The 17,687-nt window shown below is 45.8% G+C and carries 15 protein-coding genes; 12 read left to right on the forward strand and 3 right to left on the reverse strand.

All coding sequences use genetic code 11. The annotated features are described in order from the left end of the window. The first annotated feature begins 1 nt into the window (after position 1). The 10 genes from H8705_RS00490 (at position 2) to hslO (ending at position 11,232) form a co-directional block, all read left to right on the forward strand. A complete protein-coding gene (locus H8705_RS00490; protein ID WP_262393918.1) occupies positions 2 to 691 on the forward strand; it encodes a metallophosphoesterase in 690 nt (229 codons plus the stop codon). Between the two features lie 160 nt (positions 692 to 851). Continuing rightward, positions 852 to 2,321 (forward strand): trigger factor, encoded by a 1,470-nt coding sequence (gene tig / locus H8705_RS00495; RefSeq protein WP_262393919.1) that lies wholly within the window; start codon positions 852 to 854, stop codon positions 2,319 to 2,321. A 164-nt stretch (positions 2,322 to 2,485) separates the two neighbouring features. Next, on the forward strand, positions 2,486 to 3,067 hold the full coding sequence (clpP, locus tag H8705_RS00500) for an ATP-dependent Clp endopeptidase proteolytic subunit ClpP (protein ID WP_262393920.1): 582 nt from the start codon (positions 2,486 to 2,488) through the stop codon (positions 3,065 to 3,067). Between the two features lie 119 nt (positions 3,068 to 3,186). Then, positions 3,187 to 4,494 (forward strand): ATP-dependent Clp protease ATP-binding subunit ClpX, encoded by a 1,308-nt coding sequence (gene clpX, locus H8705_RS00505; protein WP_262393921.1) that lies wholly within the window; start codon positions 3,187 to 3,189, stop codon positions 4,492 to 4,494. 161 nt (positions 4,495 to 4,655) lie between these two features. Further along, the gene (gene lon, locus H8705_RS00510) at positions 4,656 to 7,106 is read left to right on the forward strand and encodes an endopeptidase La (protein ID WP_262393922.1); all 2,451 of its coding nucleotides are present in this window, start codon (positions 4,656 to 4,658) and stop codon (positions 7,104 to 7,106) included. A 48-nt stretch (positions 7,107 to 7,154) separates the two neighbouring features. After that, positions 7,155 to 7,823, forward strand: a complete 669-nt coding sequence (yihA, locus tag H8705_RS00515; RefSeq protein ID WP_262393923.1) for a ribosome biogenesis GTP-binding protein YihA/YsxC — start codon at positions 7,155 to 7,157, stop codon at positions 7,821 to 7,823. A gap of 44 nt (positions 7,824 to 7,867) precedes the next feature. Then, positions 7,868 to 9,169, forward strand: a complete 1,302-nt coding sequence (lysA, locus tag H8705_RS00520) for a diaminopimelate decarboxylase (RefSeq protein WP_262393924.1) — start codon at positions 7,868 to 7,870, stop codon at positions 9,167 to 9,169. Positions 9,170 to 9,304: 135 nt separating this feature from the next. Further along, positions 9,305 to 9,592, forward strand: coding sequence for a YerC/YecD family TrpR-related protein (locus H8705_RS00525; protein ID WP_262393925.1), 288 nt, complete (start codon positions 9,305 to 9,307; stop codon positions 9,590 to 9,592). After that, positions 9,592 to 10,335 carry a class I SAM-dependent DNA methyltransferase gene (locus tag H8705_RS00530; protein WP_262393926.1) on the forward strand — a complete coding sequence of 248 codons (744 nt, stop codon included), beginning with the start codon at positions 9,592 to 9,594 and terminating at the stop codon, positions 10,333 to 10,335. The genes H8705_RS00525 and H8705_RS00530 overlap by 1 nt, the downstream gene beginning before the upstream one ends. A gap of 27 nt (positions 10,336 to 10,362) precedes the next feature. Next, positions 10,363 to 11,232 (forward strand): Hsp33 family molecular chaperone HslO, encoded by an 870-nt coding sequence (hslO, locus tag H8705_RS00535; RefSeq protein ID WP_262393927.1) that lies wholly within the window; start codon positions 10,363 to 10,365, stop codon positions 11,230 to 11,232. A 211-nt stretch (positions 11,233 to 11,443) separates the two neighbouring features. On the opposite strand, the gene H8705_RS00540 is transcribed toward hslO, so the two are convergent. The 3 genes from H8705_RS00540 to H8705_RS00550 are packed head-to-tail and all read right to left on the reverse strand — an operon-like array spanning position 11,444 to position 15,332. After that, the gene (locus H8705_RS00540) at positions 11,444 to 12,841 is read right to left on the reverse strand and encodes an ABC transporter permease (RefSeq protein ID WP_262393928.1); all 1,398 of its coding nucleotides are present in this window, start codon (positions 12,839 to 12,841) and stop codon (positions 11,444 to 11,446) included. Continuing rightward, complete coding sequence (locus tag H8705_RS00545; RefSeq protein ID WP_262393929.1) at positions 12,828 to 14,336, reverse strand: hypothetical protein; 1,509 nt, start codon at positions 14,334 to 14,336, stop codon at positions 12,828 to 12,830. Before H8705_RS00545 ends, H8705_RS00540 begins: the two co-directional genes overlap by 14 nt. Before the next feature lie 15 nt (positions 14,337 to 14,351). After that, the gene (locus H8705_RS00550) at positions 14,352 to 15,332 is read right to left on the reverse strand and encodes an ABC transporter ATP-binding protein (RefSeq protein ID WP_392392053.1); all 981 of its coding nucleotides are present in this window, start codon (positions 15,330 to 15,332) and stop codon (positions 14,352 to 14,354) included. A gap of 252 nt (positions 15,333 to 15,584) precedes the next feature. On the opposite strand from H8705_RS00550, the gene rlmD reads away from it, so the two are divergent. Continuing rightward, complete coding sequence (rlmD, locus tag H8705_RS00555; protein WP_262393930.1) at positions 15,585 to 17,024, forward strand: 23S rRNA (uracil(1939)-C(5))-methyltransferase RlmD; 1,440 nt, start codon at positions 15,585 to 15,587, stop codon at positions 17,022 to 17,024. A gap of 15 nt (positions 17,025 to 17,039) precedes the next feature. Next, positions 17,040 to 17,591, forward strand: coding sequence for a hypothetical protein (locus tag H8705_RS00560; RefSeq protein WP_262393931.1), 552 nt, complete (start codon positions 17,040 to 17,042; stop codon positions 17,589 to 17,591). Positions 17,592 to 17,687 lie beyond the last annotated feature (96 nt).

Here is a 17,687-nt window from a genome sequence, read left to right on the forward strand (position 1 = left end):
TTTGGCCATTTATGCGATCGGCGACCTGCATTTATCCTATGGGGTGCCAAAGCCTATGGATATTTTCGGCGGCTGGAAGGATTACATGAAAAGAATAGAAGAAAACTGGCGGAGGAAAATTACGCCTCAGGACACGGTTGTTTTGTCGGGGGACACCTCGTGGGGAATGTCGCTGGAAGAGGCGTTGGCGGATTTTGAGTTTTTGCAAAGCCTGCCGGGGCAAAAAATTTTACTGAAGGGAAACCATGACTATTGGTGGACCACAGCGAGAAAGATGCGCAGCTTTTTTGACGCCCACGGATTAAACAGTCTGGAAATTCTCAATAATAATGCTGTTGTGGCGCAGGGAATGGCTATCTGCGGTTCTCGGGGCTGGCTGTTTGAAACGGGGGACCCTCAGGATGATAAGATTATTGCCCGGGAAGCGCTGCGGCTGGGAATGTCGCTGGAAAAAGGAAAGGAAACAGGCCTGCCGGTGTTATGTTTTCTTCATTATCCGCCGGTATATGGGGAGTGTATTTCAGGACCGATTATTGATGTGATGCTCCAGTACGGAGTGACTCGGTGCTTTTACGGACATCTCCACGCTCAGGCCTGTGCCTGGGCGTTAAATGGAAGTTATCTGGGTATCGATTTTCAACTGATCAGCAGTGATTTTTTAAAATTTGATCCCATGAAAATTGAAAAATAATAAAAAAACAAGAAATTCACAATTTATCTATTGGCAAGTGTATACGTATTTGCTATAATAACAAGATAGTGGGCTTATATCGCTCTTTTTGAGGGCAGTTGCTCCGTCTGTAATGAAGGGCAGCGTTTAAGTTTAGTAACTTATCAGGAGGAAGTAGAAGATGTCATTGACAGCGGTAAACAAAAAAGAAAATAATCAGGTGGAATTGGAAATTACGGTCGGCGCAGAAGAGTTTAAAGCAGCGGTAGACGCGGCATTTAAAAAGAACGCTCCCAAAATTCAAATTCCTGGTTTCAGAAAAGGAAAAGCTCCCCGCAAAATGATAGAAAAAATGTATGGCGAAGGGGTCTTCTATGAAGATGCTGTAAATGAACTGTATCCAAAAGCCTACGAAGCGGCCGTAGACGAAGCGGATATTGAACCGGTGGACAGAGCGGATATCGAAGTGGAAAAGGTAGATGCGGACGGCTTTACCTTTAAGGCGACTGTAACTGTAAAACCGGAAGTAGAGGTTTCTGATTACAAAGGCATCAAAGCGGAAAAAACCATTCTGCTTGCTACGGAAGAAGAAGTAAACAGCGAAATTGACCGCCGCAGAGAGCAGAACGCCCGCATCATTACTGTAGAGGGTAGAGCTGCCGAAAACGGCGATACCGCTCATATTAATTTTGAGGGATTTCTGGAAGGCAAGCCGTTTGCCGGCGGGAAAGGGGAGGATTATCCTCTGGTTCTTGGCTCCGGAAGCTTTATCCCTGGCTTTGAAGAGCAAGTGGTAGGGCACAACGCGGGAGATGAATTTGAAGTAAACGTAAGTTTCCCGGAAGATTATCATGCGGAAGATCTCAAAGGCAAAGCGGTAGTGTTTAATGTAAAGGTTCTTGAGATTAAAAATAAAGAACTGCCGGAACTGGATGACGAGTTCGCGAAAGATATCAGCGAGTTCGATACTTTGGATCAGCTCAAAGAGGATATTAAAGCGAAACTTCAGCAGGCGAAAGATGAACAGAGCAAAACTCAGCTGGAAAACACATTGGTTGAAAAGGTTATTGAAAATATGAAAGGCGATATTCCTCAGTGCATGATCGACCGTCGTGTAGACGAATTGATCCGGGAATTTGAATACCGCCTTCAGTCCCAGGGATTAAACCTGCAAACCTATCTGAAATTTACCGGCGGAGATATGGACGCTTTCCGCAAGAATTTCGAAGAGCAGGCAAATGTCCAGGTAAAAACAAGACTGGCGCTGGAAAAAATCGCGCAGGTTGAAAAATTAGACGCGACCCAGGAAGAGCTGGATGCGGAATACAAAAAGATTGCCGAGAGCTACGGCATGGAAGCGGATAAGGTAAAAGAGCTTCTTCCGGAAAAGGAGATCAAAAAGGATATTGCTTCCGGAAAAGCGTTGGATCTTATACGCGACACTGCAGTGGTAAAAGAGGTAGCGGAAAAGAAAGAGAAGGCGGAAAAGCCGAAGAAGACTGCTAAGAAGGCGTCAAAGTCCGCTGAAGGCGAGGAAGAGAAACCGAAAAAAACCACCAAGGCAGCAAAAGCGGCGGATGGGGAAGAGAAACCGAAAAAAGCGCCAAAAGCGAAAAAGGTGAAAGAAGAAAAACCGGCGGACGCCGAATAAGCATAGCTGCGGGGAAGGTTCCCTGTTTCCGGCCTTTTTAGGGTACGGAGGCCGTTTTGTCAAGCAAAACGGCGCTATTCCTTTGAACCCAGGCCCTGTTCAATGCAGGGGGAGGATCGAAGGTGCGCCCTCCCGGTACATAACCAATAGGAGGTAATGTATTAATGAGTTTGGTACCAATGGTCGTTGAACAGACCAACCGAGGAGAAAGGTCCTATGATATTTTTTCTCGTCTGCTCAATGACAGGATTATTATGTTATGTGAAGAAGTCAACGATACCTCGGCGGCGTTGGTCGTGGCTCAGCTGTTGTATTTGGAAGGCCAGGATAGAGATAAGGATATCAGCCTTTATATCAATAGTCCAGGAGGATCGGTTACTGCTGGGATGGCGATTTATGACACTATGAATTATATCAACTGTGATGTTTCTACCATTTGTATTGGTATGGCGGCATCGATGGGAGCATTTTTGCTTTCCTCCGGCGCTAAGGGAAAACGTCTGGCGCTGCCCAATTCGGAAATTATGATTCATCAGCCTCTTGGCGGGACAAGGGGCCAGGCTACAGACCTGAAAATTCATACGGATTGGATTTTGCGTACCCGCGAAAAGCTCAACCGGCTTATGTCGGAACAGACAGGCCAGCCATTGGAAGTGATCGAACGGGATACTGAGCGGGATAATTTTATGTCTGCTCAGGACGCCTGTAATTATGGTTTGGTGGATAAGATTATCGCTCATAGATGATGTAAAATATGCAACGCTTCTCAAAGAAGCGTTGCATATTGTGTTACTTATGATCTTTCACTACCAAACGACAGCAAAGAACAAACAGCGCAGAAACTTACCTTTAGGAGGAAGCCTCTATGGCAAAAAATGATGATCAAAGAGAACTTCGATGCTCTTTTTGCGGAAAGCAGCAGGCCCAGGTGCAGCGGTTGATCGCTGGCCCGGGAGTCTGTATCTGCAACGAATGTGTGGAGCTTTGTCAAAGCGTATTAGATGACGATGTAGCCCCCGTGAGAAAAGCCGCTCGTACAGAACAGAGCGCAATTACCATTTTAAAGCCACGGGAAATTAAAGAGCGGCTGGACGAATACGTTATCGGACAAGAAAAAGCCAAAATCGCATTATCCGTCGCGGTTTATAACCATTATAAACGTATTTATTTTGGGGAAAGCGGCGACGTGGAGCTGAGAAAAAACAATGTCCTGATGGTCGGGCCTACCGGAGTGGGAAAAACCCTTCTAGCCCAGACTTTGGCAAAACTTTTAAATGTCCCCTTTGCTATCGCCGATGCAACCACGCTTACAGAAGCCGGCTATGTGGGGGAAGATGTAGAGAATATCCTGCTGCGGCTGATCCAGGCGGCGGATTATGATGTGGAGCGGGCGCAAAAGGGGATTATCTACATTGATGAGATCGATAAGATTACAAGAAAAAGCGAAAATCCTTCCATTACCCGGGATGTCAGCGGTGAAGGCGTACAGCAGGCGCTTCTGAAAATCCTGGAAGGGACGATTGCCAATGTGCCGCCCCAAGGCGGAAGAAAACATCCGCAGCAGGAATTTATTCAGATGGACACCAAGGATATACTGTTCATCTGCGGCGGCGCGTTTGAAGGGATTGAAAAAATCATTGAGCGCAGGACGGACACCTCTTCCCTGGGCTTTGGCTCTACCTTAAAAGGGGATGTGGACAGGGATAGGCTTTTGGAGAAAATCACCCCTCAAGATTTTGTAAAATTTGGATTAATCCCGGAAATTGTAGGGCGACTGCCCCAGACGACGGTTCTGGAATCTTTGGATGTGGACGCTTTGGTGAAGATACTTACCGAGCCGAAAAACTCTATGGTAAAACAGTATACGTACCTGTTTTCTTTGGATGATATCGAGCTGGAGTTTGCGCCGGGGGCTTTGGAAGCAATTGCTCAGTTGGCAATTGAGCGTAAAACTGGGGCCAGAGGACTTTCCGCGATTATGATTGAGACATTATCAGATGTAATGTACAATACGCCGTCGGAATATACGGTGAAAAAGGTAACCGTCACAAAAGAATCCGTCCAGGAGGGAAAAGCTCCGGAGATGGAGTACGACGAAACCAGAAAACCTACCCGGCTGCAGCTTACAACATCCCGCAGAGCCTCCCGTGCCAGACGGGAAAGCGCTTCGTAAAATTATCCAACGCCGCCGTAATTTCGGCGGCGTTTTTGCATAAATTAGGCCACTTTTCAATTTGCGAGTGATATGGTATAATTAGTAATCACTACTAAGATATTTTAGAAGTTTTCTGAAATTAGCAAAAATTGATTGGATGGCAAATAGGAGGTCGCAAGATGAGCGAAGTTTTAAATAAAAAAGAAGAAATACTTACCACAGAAGAAAACCATCTGGTAATACCGGTGCTGGTCCTTCGCGGATTGGTGCTTTTTCCGCAGATGGTGCTGCATTTTGATGTGGGAAGGGATAAATCTATCCTGGCGCTAAATCAGGTCATGACTTCTAACCGTCAGATTTTTCTGGTGGCGCAGAAAAATATCCGTGAAGACGATCCGAAGGTAGAGGACCTGTATAAAGTGGGCGTGGTGGCCCAGGTAAAACAAATCATCAAATCTCCGGGGGGCACCTGGAGAGTGTTAGTAGAGGGAATGTACCGGGCGAAAATGATAGAGGTGGTAAGCGAAACCCCTTATTTCGAAGCGCTGGTCCGGGGGTTCCCCTTAAAAACTACCCGCAATTTGAAATCCGCCTTGTGCGACGCGCTTATGCGTACGGTAAAAGATTTATTTGAGGAATATTGCTTTTTAACTCCGCGTATGCCCAAAGAGCTTGTAATCAACGCATTGGTATCGGAGGATCCGATTCATCTGGTGGAATACATAGCCGGGAACATGCAGATTGAGGTGGAAGACAAGCAGGCGATCCTCACCCAAAGCGATCCGCTGAAACGGTTGGAGATGCTGGCAAAATTGCTGGAATCGGAAAATGATATTCTTTCCCTGGAACAGGAAATTCAGGAGAAGGTCAAAGGCCAGATTGATAAAAATCAGCGGGAGTATTATCTGCGGGAACAAATGCGGGCGATTTCCGGCGAGTTGGGAGAGGACGATCTTCAGCAGGAAGTAGACGACTATTATCAGAAGATTAGTAAACTGAAACTGGAGCAAGAAGTTGCTGAAAAATTAAATAAAGAAGTAGAGCGCATGTCCAAGCTCCCCTCCAACTCCCATGAGGCAGGGGTAATTCGGGGCTATCTGGACAGTGTATTGGAGCTTCCATGGAATAAATTCACCATCGATAAAATCGATATTAAAAAGGCCAAAGCCCTGCTTGACCGGGAACATTATGGTCTGCAGAAAGTCAAAGAACGTATTTTGGAATTATTAGCGGTGCGTAAGCTGGCTCCGGACATCAAAGGGCAGATTATCTGTCTCGTTGGGCCTCCGGGGGTGGGGAAAACTTCCATCGCCCGTTCCATCGCCAAGAGTATGGGGCGAAAATACGTGCGGATTTCTTTAGGCGGCGTACGGGATGAATCCGATATCCGCGGACATCGGAAAACGTATATCGGCTCTATGCCTGGACGGATTATGGCTGCGATGAAACAGTCGGGCAGCACCAATCCGCTGATGCTGCTGGATGAAGTGGACAAACTGGGAAATGACTTTAGAGGCGATCCCTCGGCGGCGCTGCTGGAGGTATTGGATTCAGAACAGAACCATGCGTTTAGGGATCACTACTTAGAGGTCCCCTTTGATCTGTCCCACGTGCTCTTTATTGCAACAGCGAACTCATTAGATACCATCCCGGCTCCGCTTTTGGATAGGATGGAAGTGATTGAGATCACCAGTTATACTCGGGAAGAGAAATTTCATATCGCTAAGGAGCATCTGCTTCCTAAACAGCGTAAACGCCATGGACTTACCGCTTCTAAGGTGAAATTTGACGACGATGCTATTTATGCGTTGATTGATAATTATACTCGGGAGGCGGGCGTAAGAAGCTTAGAAAGGCAACTGGCTTCTCTTCTGCGTAAAGCAGCCAAACGGATTGTTTCCGGGGACAGTAAGAAAGTGATTATCAGCAATGAGAATATTACTGAATATTTAGGTCCCCGTAAGTTCAAACCGGAAGAAATTCAGGGTGTGGACGAAATTGGTCTGGTAAACGGTCTTGCTTGGACCTCTGTAGGCGGCGAAATGCTGCAGGTGGAGGTAGCTGTCCTGGATGGAAGCGGCAAGGTGGAGCTGACCGGATCCCTGGGGGATGTTATGAAAGAATCCGCGATGGCGGCGATCAGTTATATCCGCAGCAAATGGGAGATCTATGGTGTGGAGCATGACTTCTATAAAACCAAAGACCTTCATATTCATGTTCCCGAGGGGGCGGTCCCTAAGGATGGGCCTTCCGCGGGCGTGACCATTTGTACCGCATTGGTATCGGCGCTTTCAGGTGTTCCGGTAAAGCAGGAGGTTGCTATGACCGGAGAAATTACTCTTCGGGGACGGGTGCTTCCTATCGGCGGGTTGAAGGAAAAAACGATGGCGGCTTACCGCGCAGGAATCAAAACGGTAGCTATTCCTAAGGAAAACGAGCCGGATTTGGCGGAAATTGATCCGATTGTGCGGGACAATATCAAATTTGTTCCCGCAGAAAAAATAGATACTGTGCTGGAAACGGCCTTAGTGAAATTTTCAAAAAAGAAACCCTCTCCGGCGTTATTAGAGTCTCTTCCTATAGAAGAAGGTCAAGAGATGCCTAAGGCAAATTCGCCGATTCCTCAGTAATAATCACCGGGGCGGCATTGCCGCCCCTTTGACAGAAAAGGATCAAGTATGAACTATCATAACGTACAATTTGAGGCGGCCTTTGGTACTTCCAGACAGCTGCCAAAATCATCTCTCCCTGAAATTGCTTTTTCGGGGCGTTCCAACGTAGGAAAATCCTCTATGATCAATAAGGTATTTAATCGCAAACAGCTGGCTAGGGTTAGCTCTATGCCGGGAAAAACAGCGACGATCAACTTCTTCCGGGTGGACGATATACGCTTTGCCGATCTGCCTGGATATGGTTATGCCAAGGTCTCCAAAAGTGAAAAGCGCCGCTGGGCTGAATTGATTGAGGGCTATTTTCATCAGGACCGAAATCTGTATATGGTGTTTCAGTTGATCGATATTCGGCATAAGCCTACCGCAGACGATTTGACAATGCTCAATTTTCTTATTGATGAAGAGCTGCCCTTTGTTATTATACTTACCAAGAGGGATAAACTGTCCAAGCGGCAGTTTGAGGAAAGAATGAAGGCATTTCAGGAAGAAATCCCTTATGCGGATCAGATTACTATGATCCCATTTTCCGCCCAGACAGGAGAAGGGGTAGAGCAAATTAAGGAAATTGTCAATGAGATCGAGCGAGATGCCATAGAGTATATGCAGCAGGATATCAGCGAGGAACAAGAGATTAGCTCTGGCTATGCAGATGAATTAGACGATACCTTTGAATAAGACCAGTATATGGGATAACTTAGACATGAATGGAGTAGATAAGGATGTTTGTATCAGATTGCCTCAATGTAAATGAACTGGGACATTTGACCATCGGCGGACGGGATACGGTAGAATTGGCCCAGACCTTTGGGACCCCTGTGTATGTCATGGATGAACAACAGATCAGAAAGAGCTGCGAAAGCTACCGTGAATCCATCAACAAATATTATGGCGGGCAAGGCTTGGTGGCCTATGCCAGTAAGGCGTTCTGCTGTAAGGCTATCTGTAAAATGATAGACGAAGAGGGCCTGGGGCTGGACGTAGTTTCTATTGGGGAGCTCTATACCGCTCAGAGCGTCAATTTTCCGCCGGAAAAGATTTTTTTCCATGGAAATAATAAAACGGTTCAGGAACTGCTGGCGGCCTTGGAATATGAGGTGGGCCATATTGTCGTAGATAACCTGACGGAATTAGAAATTTTAAACCAGCTGGCCATTAGTCAGAACAAGAAAGCAAACATTATGTTTCGCATAAAACCCGGAATCGACGCCCATACCCATGATTTTGTCCGTACCGGGCAGATCGATAGTAAGTTTGGACTGGCGCTGGAAACTGGGGAGGCAATGCAGGCGGTAAAAGCTGCCGTCGGTATGTCTCATATCAATCTTAAGGGTCTGCACTGTCATATCGGCTCCCAGATTTTTGATATCGAGCCTTTCCAGCATGCGGCCCAAGTGATGCTGGGTTTTATGGCGGAGATCAAGGCACAAACCGGCCTGGAGCTTTCAGAGCTTAATCTGGGCGGCGGATTTGGTATTAAATATCTGCCGGAACACGATCCGGTAGAATATGACCGATATATGATGTTGGTTTCCCAGACGGTGAAAACCACCTGCCAGGAAAAAGGATTAAAAACTCCGTTTATTATTATTGAGCCGGGACGTTCCATCGTTGGTCCAGCGGGCATTACCTTGTATACGGTAGGCAGCGTAAAGGAAATCCCAGGGATCCGCACCTATGTTTCCGTAGATGGGGGAATGGGGGATAATCCTAGATATATCCTTTATCAGTCCGAATATGAGGCGCTGATTGCCAACAAAGCCGGCCAGCCAAAGACAAGGACGGTAACCATTGCGGGTAAATGCTGTGAAAGCGGCGATCTGTTGGGAGAGAATATGCCGATTCAAGAGGTGGCGCCAGGGGACATTTTAGCAGTTTTAGCTACGGGCGCTTATAACTACTCTATGTCCTCCAATTACAACCGAATTTCCAAACCTGCGGTTGTGATGATTAAAGATCAGCAGGCGCGTACAGTCGTCAAGCGGGAAACGCTGGAGGATATTGTCCGCAACGATCTTTTGTGATAGATAGTTTCACTAAATTTTAGGACTTTAGATTGTTAAAATTGTATTAATACCCTTTTAACCCTCTTTACTTTCACGAACTAAAATGTTAAAATATACCCAATAAGACATTTTATTTGTAGAGGGAGTTTGGTTATGAATACAAAACTAAAAGGGATGAATGTAGAATATCTTTTTAAAGCAATTTTGTCGCTGGAAACCATGGAGGAATGTTATAATTTTTTTGATGATCTATGTACGGTACCGGAACTCAAAGCGCTGTCTCAGCGGCTAGAAGTGGCAAAAATGCTGAGTGAAGGCCGGGTTTACAGCGATATTGTAGCTAAAACCGGCGCTAGCACCGCTACTATCAGCAGGGTCAACCGTTCCCTTAATTATGGCGCCGACGGTTATAAAGTGATCTTTGAAAGGATCAAAGACTAATGTCCTACGGCATTTTCGCCTTTTATTATGACAGGCTGACAGAGAATATCGATTATAAGGCGAGGGCAGAATATTTTAATCAAATAATCAGACAGTATATCACGGTTACCCCACAGACGATTTTATTGGATCTAGCCTGCGGTACCGGTTCACTGACGGTAGAACTGGCAAAGCTGGGTTATGATATGATCGGTGTGGATGCAAGCGAGGATATGCTGTCTGAAGCTATGTCTAAAAGCTGTATGACGAAAAAAATACTCTATCTTTGTCAGGATTTTACCCATTTGGATTTGTACGGTACGATAGACGCCGCTGTATGCGCTTTGGACAGCATAAATCATATGACGGATCTTGCCCAGGTGAAAAAGACATTTTCACTGGTTTCCCTGTTCACTCTGCCAGGGGGTGTATTTGTGTTTGATGTAAATACAGAATACAAACAGCGGGTTGTACTGGGAGAAAACGCGTATGTCTATGATTTGGAAGATGTCTATTGTGTGTGGCAGAACAGATGGGACGAAAAGTCCCTGATTACGCAGATCGATTTGGACTTTTTTATTCCTCAGGGGAAACTTTACTCCCGGCAGCAGGAAAGCTTTTCAGAGCGGGTATATACCCATGAGGAGCTTTGCTGCGCCTTGGAAGAAGCAGGATTTGAGCTGTTGGCGGTATACGAAGGGGACACCTTTTCGCCGCTGAAAGAAACATCTCAGCGGGCAGTGTATGTGGCTCGCAGAAAATAACCGGAGATAGAAGGAAGCAATTGGTTTATGGGAACAATACTTAGAACAATTACCACAGATGGAGCAGTTGCATGTACGGTAGTGGATTCTACCGATATTGCGGCTGCCGCGGAGCAGATCCATAAAACTTCCGCTACAGTGACAGCAGCCCTAGGCCGGCTGATCACAGCAGCGTCTATGATGGGGCGGATGCTGAAAAATCAACAGGACAGCGTTACCATCCGGCTGGCAGGGGATGGACCTGCCGGCTCTTTGATTGCCGTTTCTGACAGCCAGGGCAACCCCAGAGGATATGTAGCCAATCCGATTGTAGAAATTCCTTTAAATAAATATGGCAAGCTGGATGTGGCAGGAGCGGTAGGAACCCAGGGAACGCTCACGGTGATTAAGGACGTAGGTCTGCCGGAACCGTCCATTGGCATGATACCCATTCAATCCGGGGAAATCGCAGAAGATATTACCAGCTATTTTGCCGTCAGTGAGCAGACGCCCACGGTATGCGCCTTAGGCGTTTTGGTAAATCCGGAGCTTACAGTGCGTGCTGCCGGCGGATTGCTGATACAGCTGCTCCCAGGGGCAGGGGAAGAAATGGTTGAGCGGTTGGAAGCCAATGTGAAAAAGCTGAGGCCTATTACGGCTATGCTGGACAGTGGGATGACGCCTATGGAGATCGCTCGAGAAGCGATGGAAGGGTTTTCCCTGGAGGTGCTGGATGAAGGAAAAGTCAAATACCAGTGCAACTGTTCCCGCAAACGTGTGGAAAAAGCGCTGCTGAGCATTGGGAGAGAAGAGCTCTCCCGCCTGATGGAAGAGCAGGAGATTACGGAAGTGGAGTGCCATTTCTGTAATAAGAAGTATCTTTTCGACCGGGAAGAATTAAAAGGATTAATGAAATAAATAAGAAAGCCGCCGCGTTTTACGCGGCGGCTTTCCTGCTTATAAGTATTCTCAATAGGGACGGCGATAGCTTCCTTTAAACCGACCGCCTGCGGCGCAATACATGGAAATTTTTATTTTAGGCGTCATGTGGATTGGGGAGAAGCCTATCAATCCTAGAATGGATAAAATAAAGGACATAGTATTCGCTATGTCCTTTTTATTTTAGGGATTACTCATGTTTAATCGCTTCCAGCGCGGAAATTTTTACCGCTCGGTTTGCAGGATAAAAACCAGAAATCAATCCGATCAAAGTGGCGAAAATTAAGGCTAAAATCACCAGCCAGCCAGGGATCACCGAAATCGGCATTCCACTGGCGCCGCCTCCGCCAAACATTCCCATCATACCAAAGCCGAAACCGCCGCTGTTTTCGTTGGCCATCAGTCCATTCATACTCACATAGTTCATAATAAAGGAAATTAGGTAACTGATTCCGATCCCAAGTATACCGCCCAAAAATCCAATCAGTCCCGCCTCCATCAGAAAGACTGTGCGTATATTGCGGACAAAACAGCCTAATACCTTCATTACGCCGATTTCTCGGGTACGCTCATAAATAGACATGATCATGGTGTTAGTGATACCGATTGCCGCAACCAACAAGGATATAGCGCCCAGACCTCCTAACACCATCTGCTGGCGGCGGGCGGCCTCCTGCATAGGTTTACGGATCGACTCCATGGAATTTGTCTCAAACCCCATGGCTTGAATTGCTTCTTCCACCGCTTCCACGTCGTCGATCGAGTTTACCTTGACCGTAACGTCGTTATAGCCCTTATTATCGGAGTCAGACTCTTTGATTTTATTTGCCTTCATATAGTCTTTTTCCAACTTTTTTAAGTCATTGATATCCATTATAATTCCCCGGGAAGTTTCATAACCTTTGTTCCAATCTTCGGCTAAGATACCGGATACTTTCAGCTCTTGGGTTACTACTGTAGAATCAGGGGAATCCTCTTCCATTTTTTCCGTTTTTAGAATCATAGGATCTCTTAGCATATTTACATAAGGATCTTTGACATTTCCCTGAGCGTCAGGATACGGATCGATCACATCAGCATATTTTTTATTAGCCTTTCGAAACTCATATGCCGCATACTGGCCGGCAAGCACCGTAAATGGCTCGGAATTTTCCCCCGGGAAAGAACCCTCCTGTAAGGTGTAACCCATCTTTTCCATAGCGGATTTATAAATTCCCACCACGTTGTAGGCATACATATAATATTTTTCTTTTTTCCCGCCATAAATCCGAGCGTTTAAGTTCCGGGGATAATAGATAGGGGTAGCCACATCTACCTGGTCGATGGCCTGGATTTTAGCCACTGCCTCGTCGTTTAATACCAGCTGCTCACCGGAACCGCCGGAGTTCCAGTTATATACATTGATAACGGTAAGATCGCCCATCTGGGCCAGCATAGCCTCCTGGCTTTCGTTCATGCCAACGCCGATAGAGATCATAACCACAATAGCGCAGGTGCCAACTACGACGCCGATGACCGTAAGCAAGGTACGCATTTTACGACGGAACAGATTTCCAAGACACATAGAAATTATATCAGAAATCCTCATCTTCGTCCTCCAGCTTTTTGGCTTTTTTCGCTTTGAGCAGTTTTATGATGAAGGCGACAAAGATAATAATTACGACAACAGCGATCCCCCATCCCCAAACGGGGATTTTTTGATACCATTTCGGCTCTTCCATAGGTATGTCTTCCATCCCCATATCGTCCATGCCGCCCATCATGTCCGCAGGCATATCATAGGATTCCCCGTTGGCAGAAAATCCAGTACGCAGTTCAGTAACATTCATATTGGCATCCTCATAGGTGAGGATAACTTCGCCGACGATAGGGCCGGCTTCTGTAGGAGAGATATAAAAGTCGATGGAATCTTCTTTTCCTTCGTCCAAATTTCCGAAGAATTGCTGTTGGCCGGGTTTAGCTAAATTCGTACCCTCAATTGAGGCAGTGATATTATAAATTGGAGTCTTGCCTTTGTTTACAAATGTAACGCTGAACGATTGCTCTTCCCCAACATACAGGGTTTCAGGAAGTTCCATTGGATTGAGGGAAAAACGGTTAAGCTGGTTTACCGGAATGCTGATCTCTTCCTCCGAAGTAAACTGCTTGCGCTCATCGTCGATAATCGCTTCAAAAGTAAAGGCGAGTTTAATTGGATGGGACTGGGGCTCCGCGCTGGGTTTTACAGAAAGGTTTAAAGTCCGTTCCAATGTTTCATTGGGTCTCATACGTTCTATGTAGAAGGTATTGGAGGAATTATTCATGGTAAACGCTTCAGGGACGGTCACTTTCATTACGATGTTGTCCGCGTACAAGCGGGAGCTGGTGTTGTAGAATTTTAAGTTTAAAGAGAAGTTCCCAGCGGCGGTAACACTGGACCCGCCGTAGTCATATGAAGTGACGATAATATTCGGGGTGGCCGGAGCGATAAACGGCCGGGAAGAGGTATCGTCATCGTCATCATCGTCGTCACTGTCATGACGGCGGGAGGACGACTCCGCAATTACACAATCGGGAAGCTTTTCCGCGAAGCGCAGGGTCCGGCCGTTAATACTGTCGGGAATACTGTCAGCGTCGCTTTCCTTACTGGGGTAGTTTATATTAAACACAAAGATATCGTCAGAGCCATTATATTTTAAATCAAAAAGATCCACTGTATAGGAAATGCCAGGTTTCTCCACATTTGTCGCCTCTACAGCGTCGCTGAATACGGCGCTGCCTGCGCGTGCGCCGTCAAAGACCTTGCGGCTGCTACTAAAGGAAAAGCTGAATTTCTCTTTAGGAACAGAATTAAAATCGTCCACAGTAGTCTGATAATCGATGACAGTAATACGCAGTCTGCCGATGGTTGTACCCGGACGGATTTCCGGAAGCTGAAATCCACCGGAACTTTCCGCTTCAAAATATTTAATCGACTGAACTATGGCGTCATCCGCTGCTTTTACCGTCATGCCTGCCAGCAGAAAAAAGCCGCACAGACCGGCAGAAAGCAAAAATACAATCGCAAGCATCAGAGAAATCGCCCGATTAGAAAAACTGTTCATATTATAAAATCTCCTTTAAATTTCCACATGGTCTGAGGGAATCTCCTCTTGTATCTCAAAACAAAATCCGTCCTCCTGCGGCTTGGGATTCTCAGCGGCGTCCTGCGTTTCCGAAAAACTCTCCACAGGAATTTCCGCCGGGATTTTTCCGGTCTCCTCTTCCAAAGGCAAAGCACCTTCCTCCTGCCTGGGAGCAGAGTTTTCCTGAGGGAGAGACGGTGAATTTGTTTTTTCCGACGGCGCCTCTTTTTTTGTTTCTGATAAGCGGGGAACCGGAACATAGCCTTCCCGCTCAAAGATCGGCACATGGGTATAATCGTTGGTGATGTTCCCATCGATTAAAGTAATTACCCGGTCGGCATAATCCGCCAGTTCGGGATCATGGGTTACAATAATAAGAGTTTCATTATATTTTCGGGCAAAACCTACCATTGTCTGCATAACGTCAATCGTAGTTTTTGTATCCAAGTTACCGGTAGGCTCGTCGGCGAAAATTACTTTAGGATTGGAAACGAAAGCTCTTGCAATACCTACACGCTGCTGCTGGCCGCCGGACATTTCAGTAGGTTTATGGCGAGCCCGCTTTTTCAGCCCTACATTTTCCAGCATTTTCATAGCGATTTTATTCCGCTTGGATTTTGGGTAGCCCTTAAACTCCAACGGTAAAGCGACATTTTCCATGGCGGTCATCGTAGGAAGCAGATTATACGACTGAAATACAAATCCTAAATACCGCTGACGAAAAGTAGCCAACTGATTTTCATTCAAAGTAGAAATATTCGTTTTTCCTATGTAAACACAGCCTTTAGTAGGCTTTTCCAGGCCGGCCAACTGATTTAGAAGGGTAGATTTACCGGAACCGGACGTACCTACAATACAACAAATTTGCCCCTGCAATATATCGAGGTTAATATTATTCAGAGCGACTACTTTTTCATCGCCGATGCGGTAAATTTTCCGCAAGTTTTCGCATCTGATAATTGATTTTTTCTCCAAGCGTTCAACCTCCCTTGCACACTAATTAAATAGTGGAAGTATCCTAATAAATTGATGCAGAATACGCAGATAAATTCACAACTTAATGACAATGGTAACACAATTTGAACATAATAACAATCTGATCGTTCCCGATAAAATGAATTTGATATTCCCTGGTAGGTATGATACAATTATATAATTATTATAATAACTATCGCAATTAAAATTGTACCGTGTGTATTAGTTGTATTAGTACAGTATGAGTATACCATGGATTATGAAAAAAGCAAGACCATCGTTTGCCATTTAAGGAATTTTAAGGGGAAAATAGAGCGGATGAATAAGAAGAACGATTTGGTAACGGTTGATGTTGTGGGTATGACCCATGAAGGCAGCGGAATTGGCCGTTTGCCGGATGGAATGGCAATATTTATTCCCGCAAGCGCGGTGGGAGACCGGCTGCAGGCGCGGATTCTTAAGGTAAATAAAAACTATGCTTATGGCAAAGTTGAAAAAATCCTTGTTCCTTCTCAGGACAGAACCCCTTCTGATTGTCCCGTGAGCCGGCGGTGCGGCGGCTGTGTGTTCCGACATGTTTCCTATGAAGCGGAACTTCGGTATAAACAGGAGTTTATAGAAAGCAATCTTCGACGTATTGGGAAATTGGACTTACAGATAGAGAAAATTCAGCCTTCGCCCCTACAGTCGCATTACAGAAATAAAGCTCAATATCCTGTAAGAATGCAAAAAGGGAAGATGGCAGCAGGTTTTTTTGCCCCTCGGACCCATGAAGTGATCGATTGCCGCACCTGCGGCCTGCAGCCTGTTTATTTTACAGATATTTTGCAGACAATCCTCTCATTTGCAGAAAAAAATAATATTTCCATCTATGATGAAACCACAGGAAAAGGACTTTTGCGCCATATTTATCTTCGGGGAGGATATCATACCGGAGAAGTGATGGTATGCCTTGTAATCAATGGAGATGGGATAGAAAAACGACAGGCCCTGGTCCAGGGGCTGCTTGCGTGTTGCCCGCAGATTGTGAGCGTAATTCTGAACCTGAACAAAGAAAAGACCAATGTAATTTTAGGAAAAGAAAATAAAGTGATTTATGGGAAAGAATATATTACTGATCTGCTGTGCGGTCTGCAGTTTGAACTTTCCCCTCACTCCTTTTACCAGGTAAATACCCCTGGTGCGGAAAAACTGTATGAAATTGCAGGGGAATACGCCGGCCTTACTGGCGGGGAAACGCTGATGGACTTGTACTGCGGGGCGGGAACTATCGGACTTTCGCTGGCGGGCAAATGTGCACGGGTGATCGGGGTGGAGATTGTTTCCCAGGCGGTGGAAAACGCAAAGAAAAATGCGAAAAACAACGGAATAGACAACGCGGAATTTTTATGTGCAGACGCGGCGCTGGCGGCTGAGCGGATGGAAAAAGAGGGAATACGCCCGGATGTAGTGGTGTTGGACCCGCCCCGTAAAGGCTGCGATCAGAAAACCCTTCAGGCTGTGGCAAAAATGTCCCCTGAAAGGATTGTTATGATCTCCTGTAACAGCGCTACTGCCGCAAGGGACTGCGAAGTTTTGGAAAATTTAGGTTATCAAGCGATTCGCTGCCGGCCAGTAGATATGTTTCCAAAAACGGCGCACTGCGAGGTTTGCATTCAATTATGCCGTAAACAAAATTCACTGGAGCAATAGTTAGGAGACAACCCTATGGATCAGTTACAAGAATTTATGGATATGTTAACTGGGAATTTTAATAATGCGGAACAATTTAATAGAAAAAAACAAGGGGGAAGCGCAGATTTTCCCTTTGCCCGGCACTGTAATACAGTTTGTAATCACAAAATAAAAAATCTGCCAGAGAATTTTAAAGGGATCTTTCTTGTGGAGGAGAGCTACTATACTGTTGGCGATAGTACTCGTGCCTCTTCCCATCTGTTTTTGTTTACCCAGGAGGAACAGCGAATTAAATTGACCTCCTACGAGATCCCTGATGGCTGTGATAAAAATACATTTTCTTATGAAAGTATGCCTGAAACAGAGTATACTTCACTAAAGCAATCGGAAAAGTTTTCGCCTGCCTTTTATGAACAAAAGGACGGCGTATGGGAAGGCGGAAGCGTCAGTATGTTCTCTCCTGTTTTGAAATTCACGCTTTTTGAGCGCTTTTCACCCCAAAAACTTGAAGTATCGGAAACGATGGAAGTAAACGGAAAAAGAACGCTTGGGTATGATGAGCCGATTATTTATGTGAAAGTGTAAGGTTTGATATTTTATCACAGGTTTGCGTTAAGGTTAAACCATGTTCTTTCGGTATTCTTTTCACACACCGCACGCTGGGTTCTTTATTGGAGCAGG

The sequence above is a fragment of the Youxingia wuxianensis genome (genome assembly GCF_014385085.1).
Classification (GTDB): Bacteria; Bacillota; Clostridia; order Oscillospirales; family Ruminococcaceae; genus Youxingia; species Youxingia wuxianensis.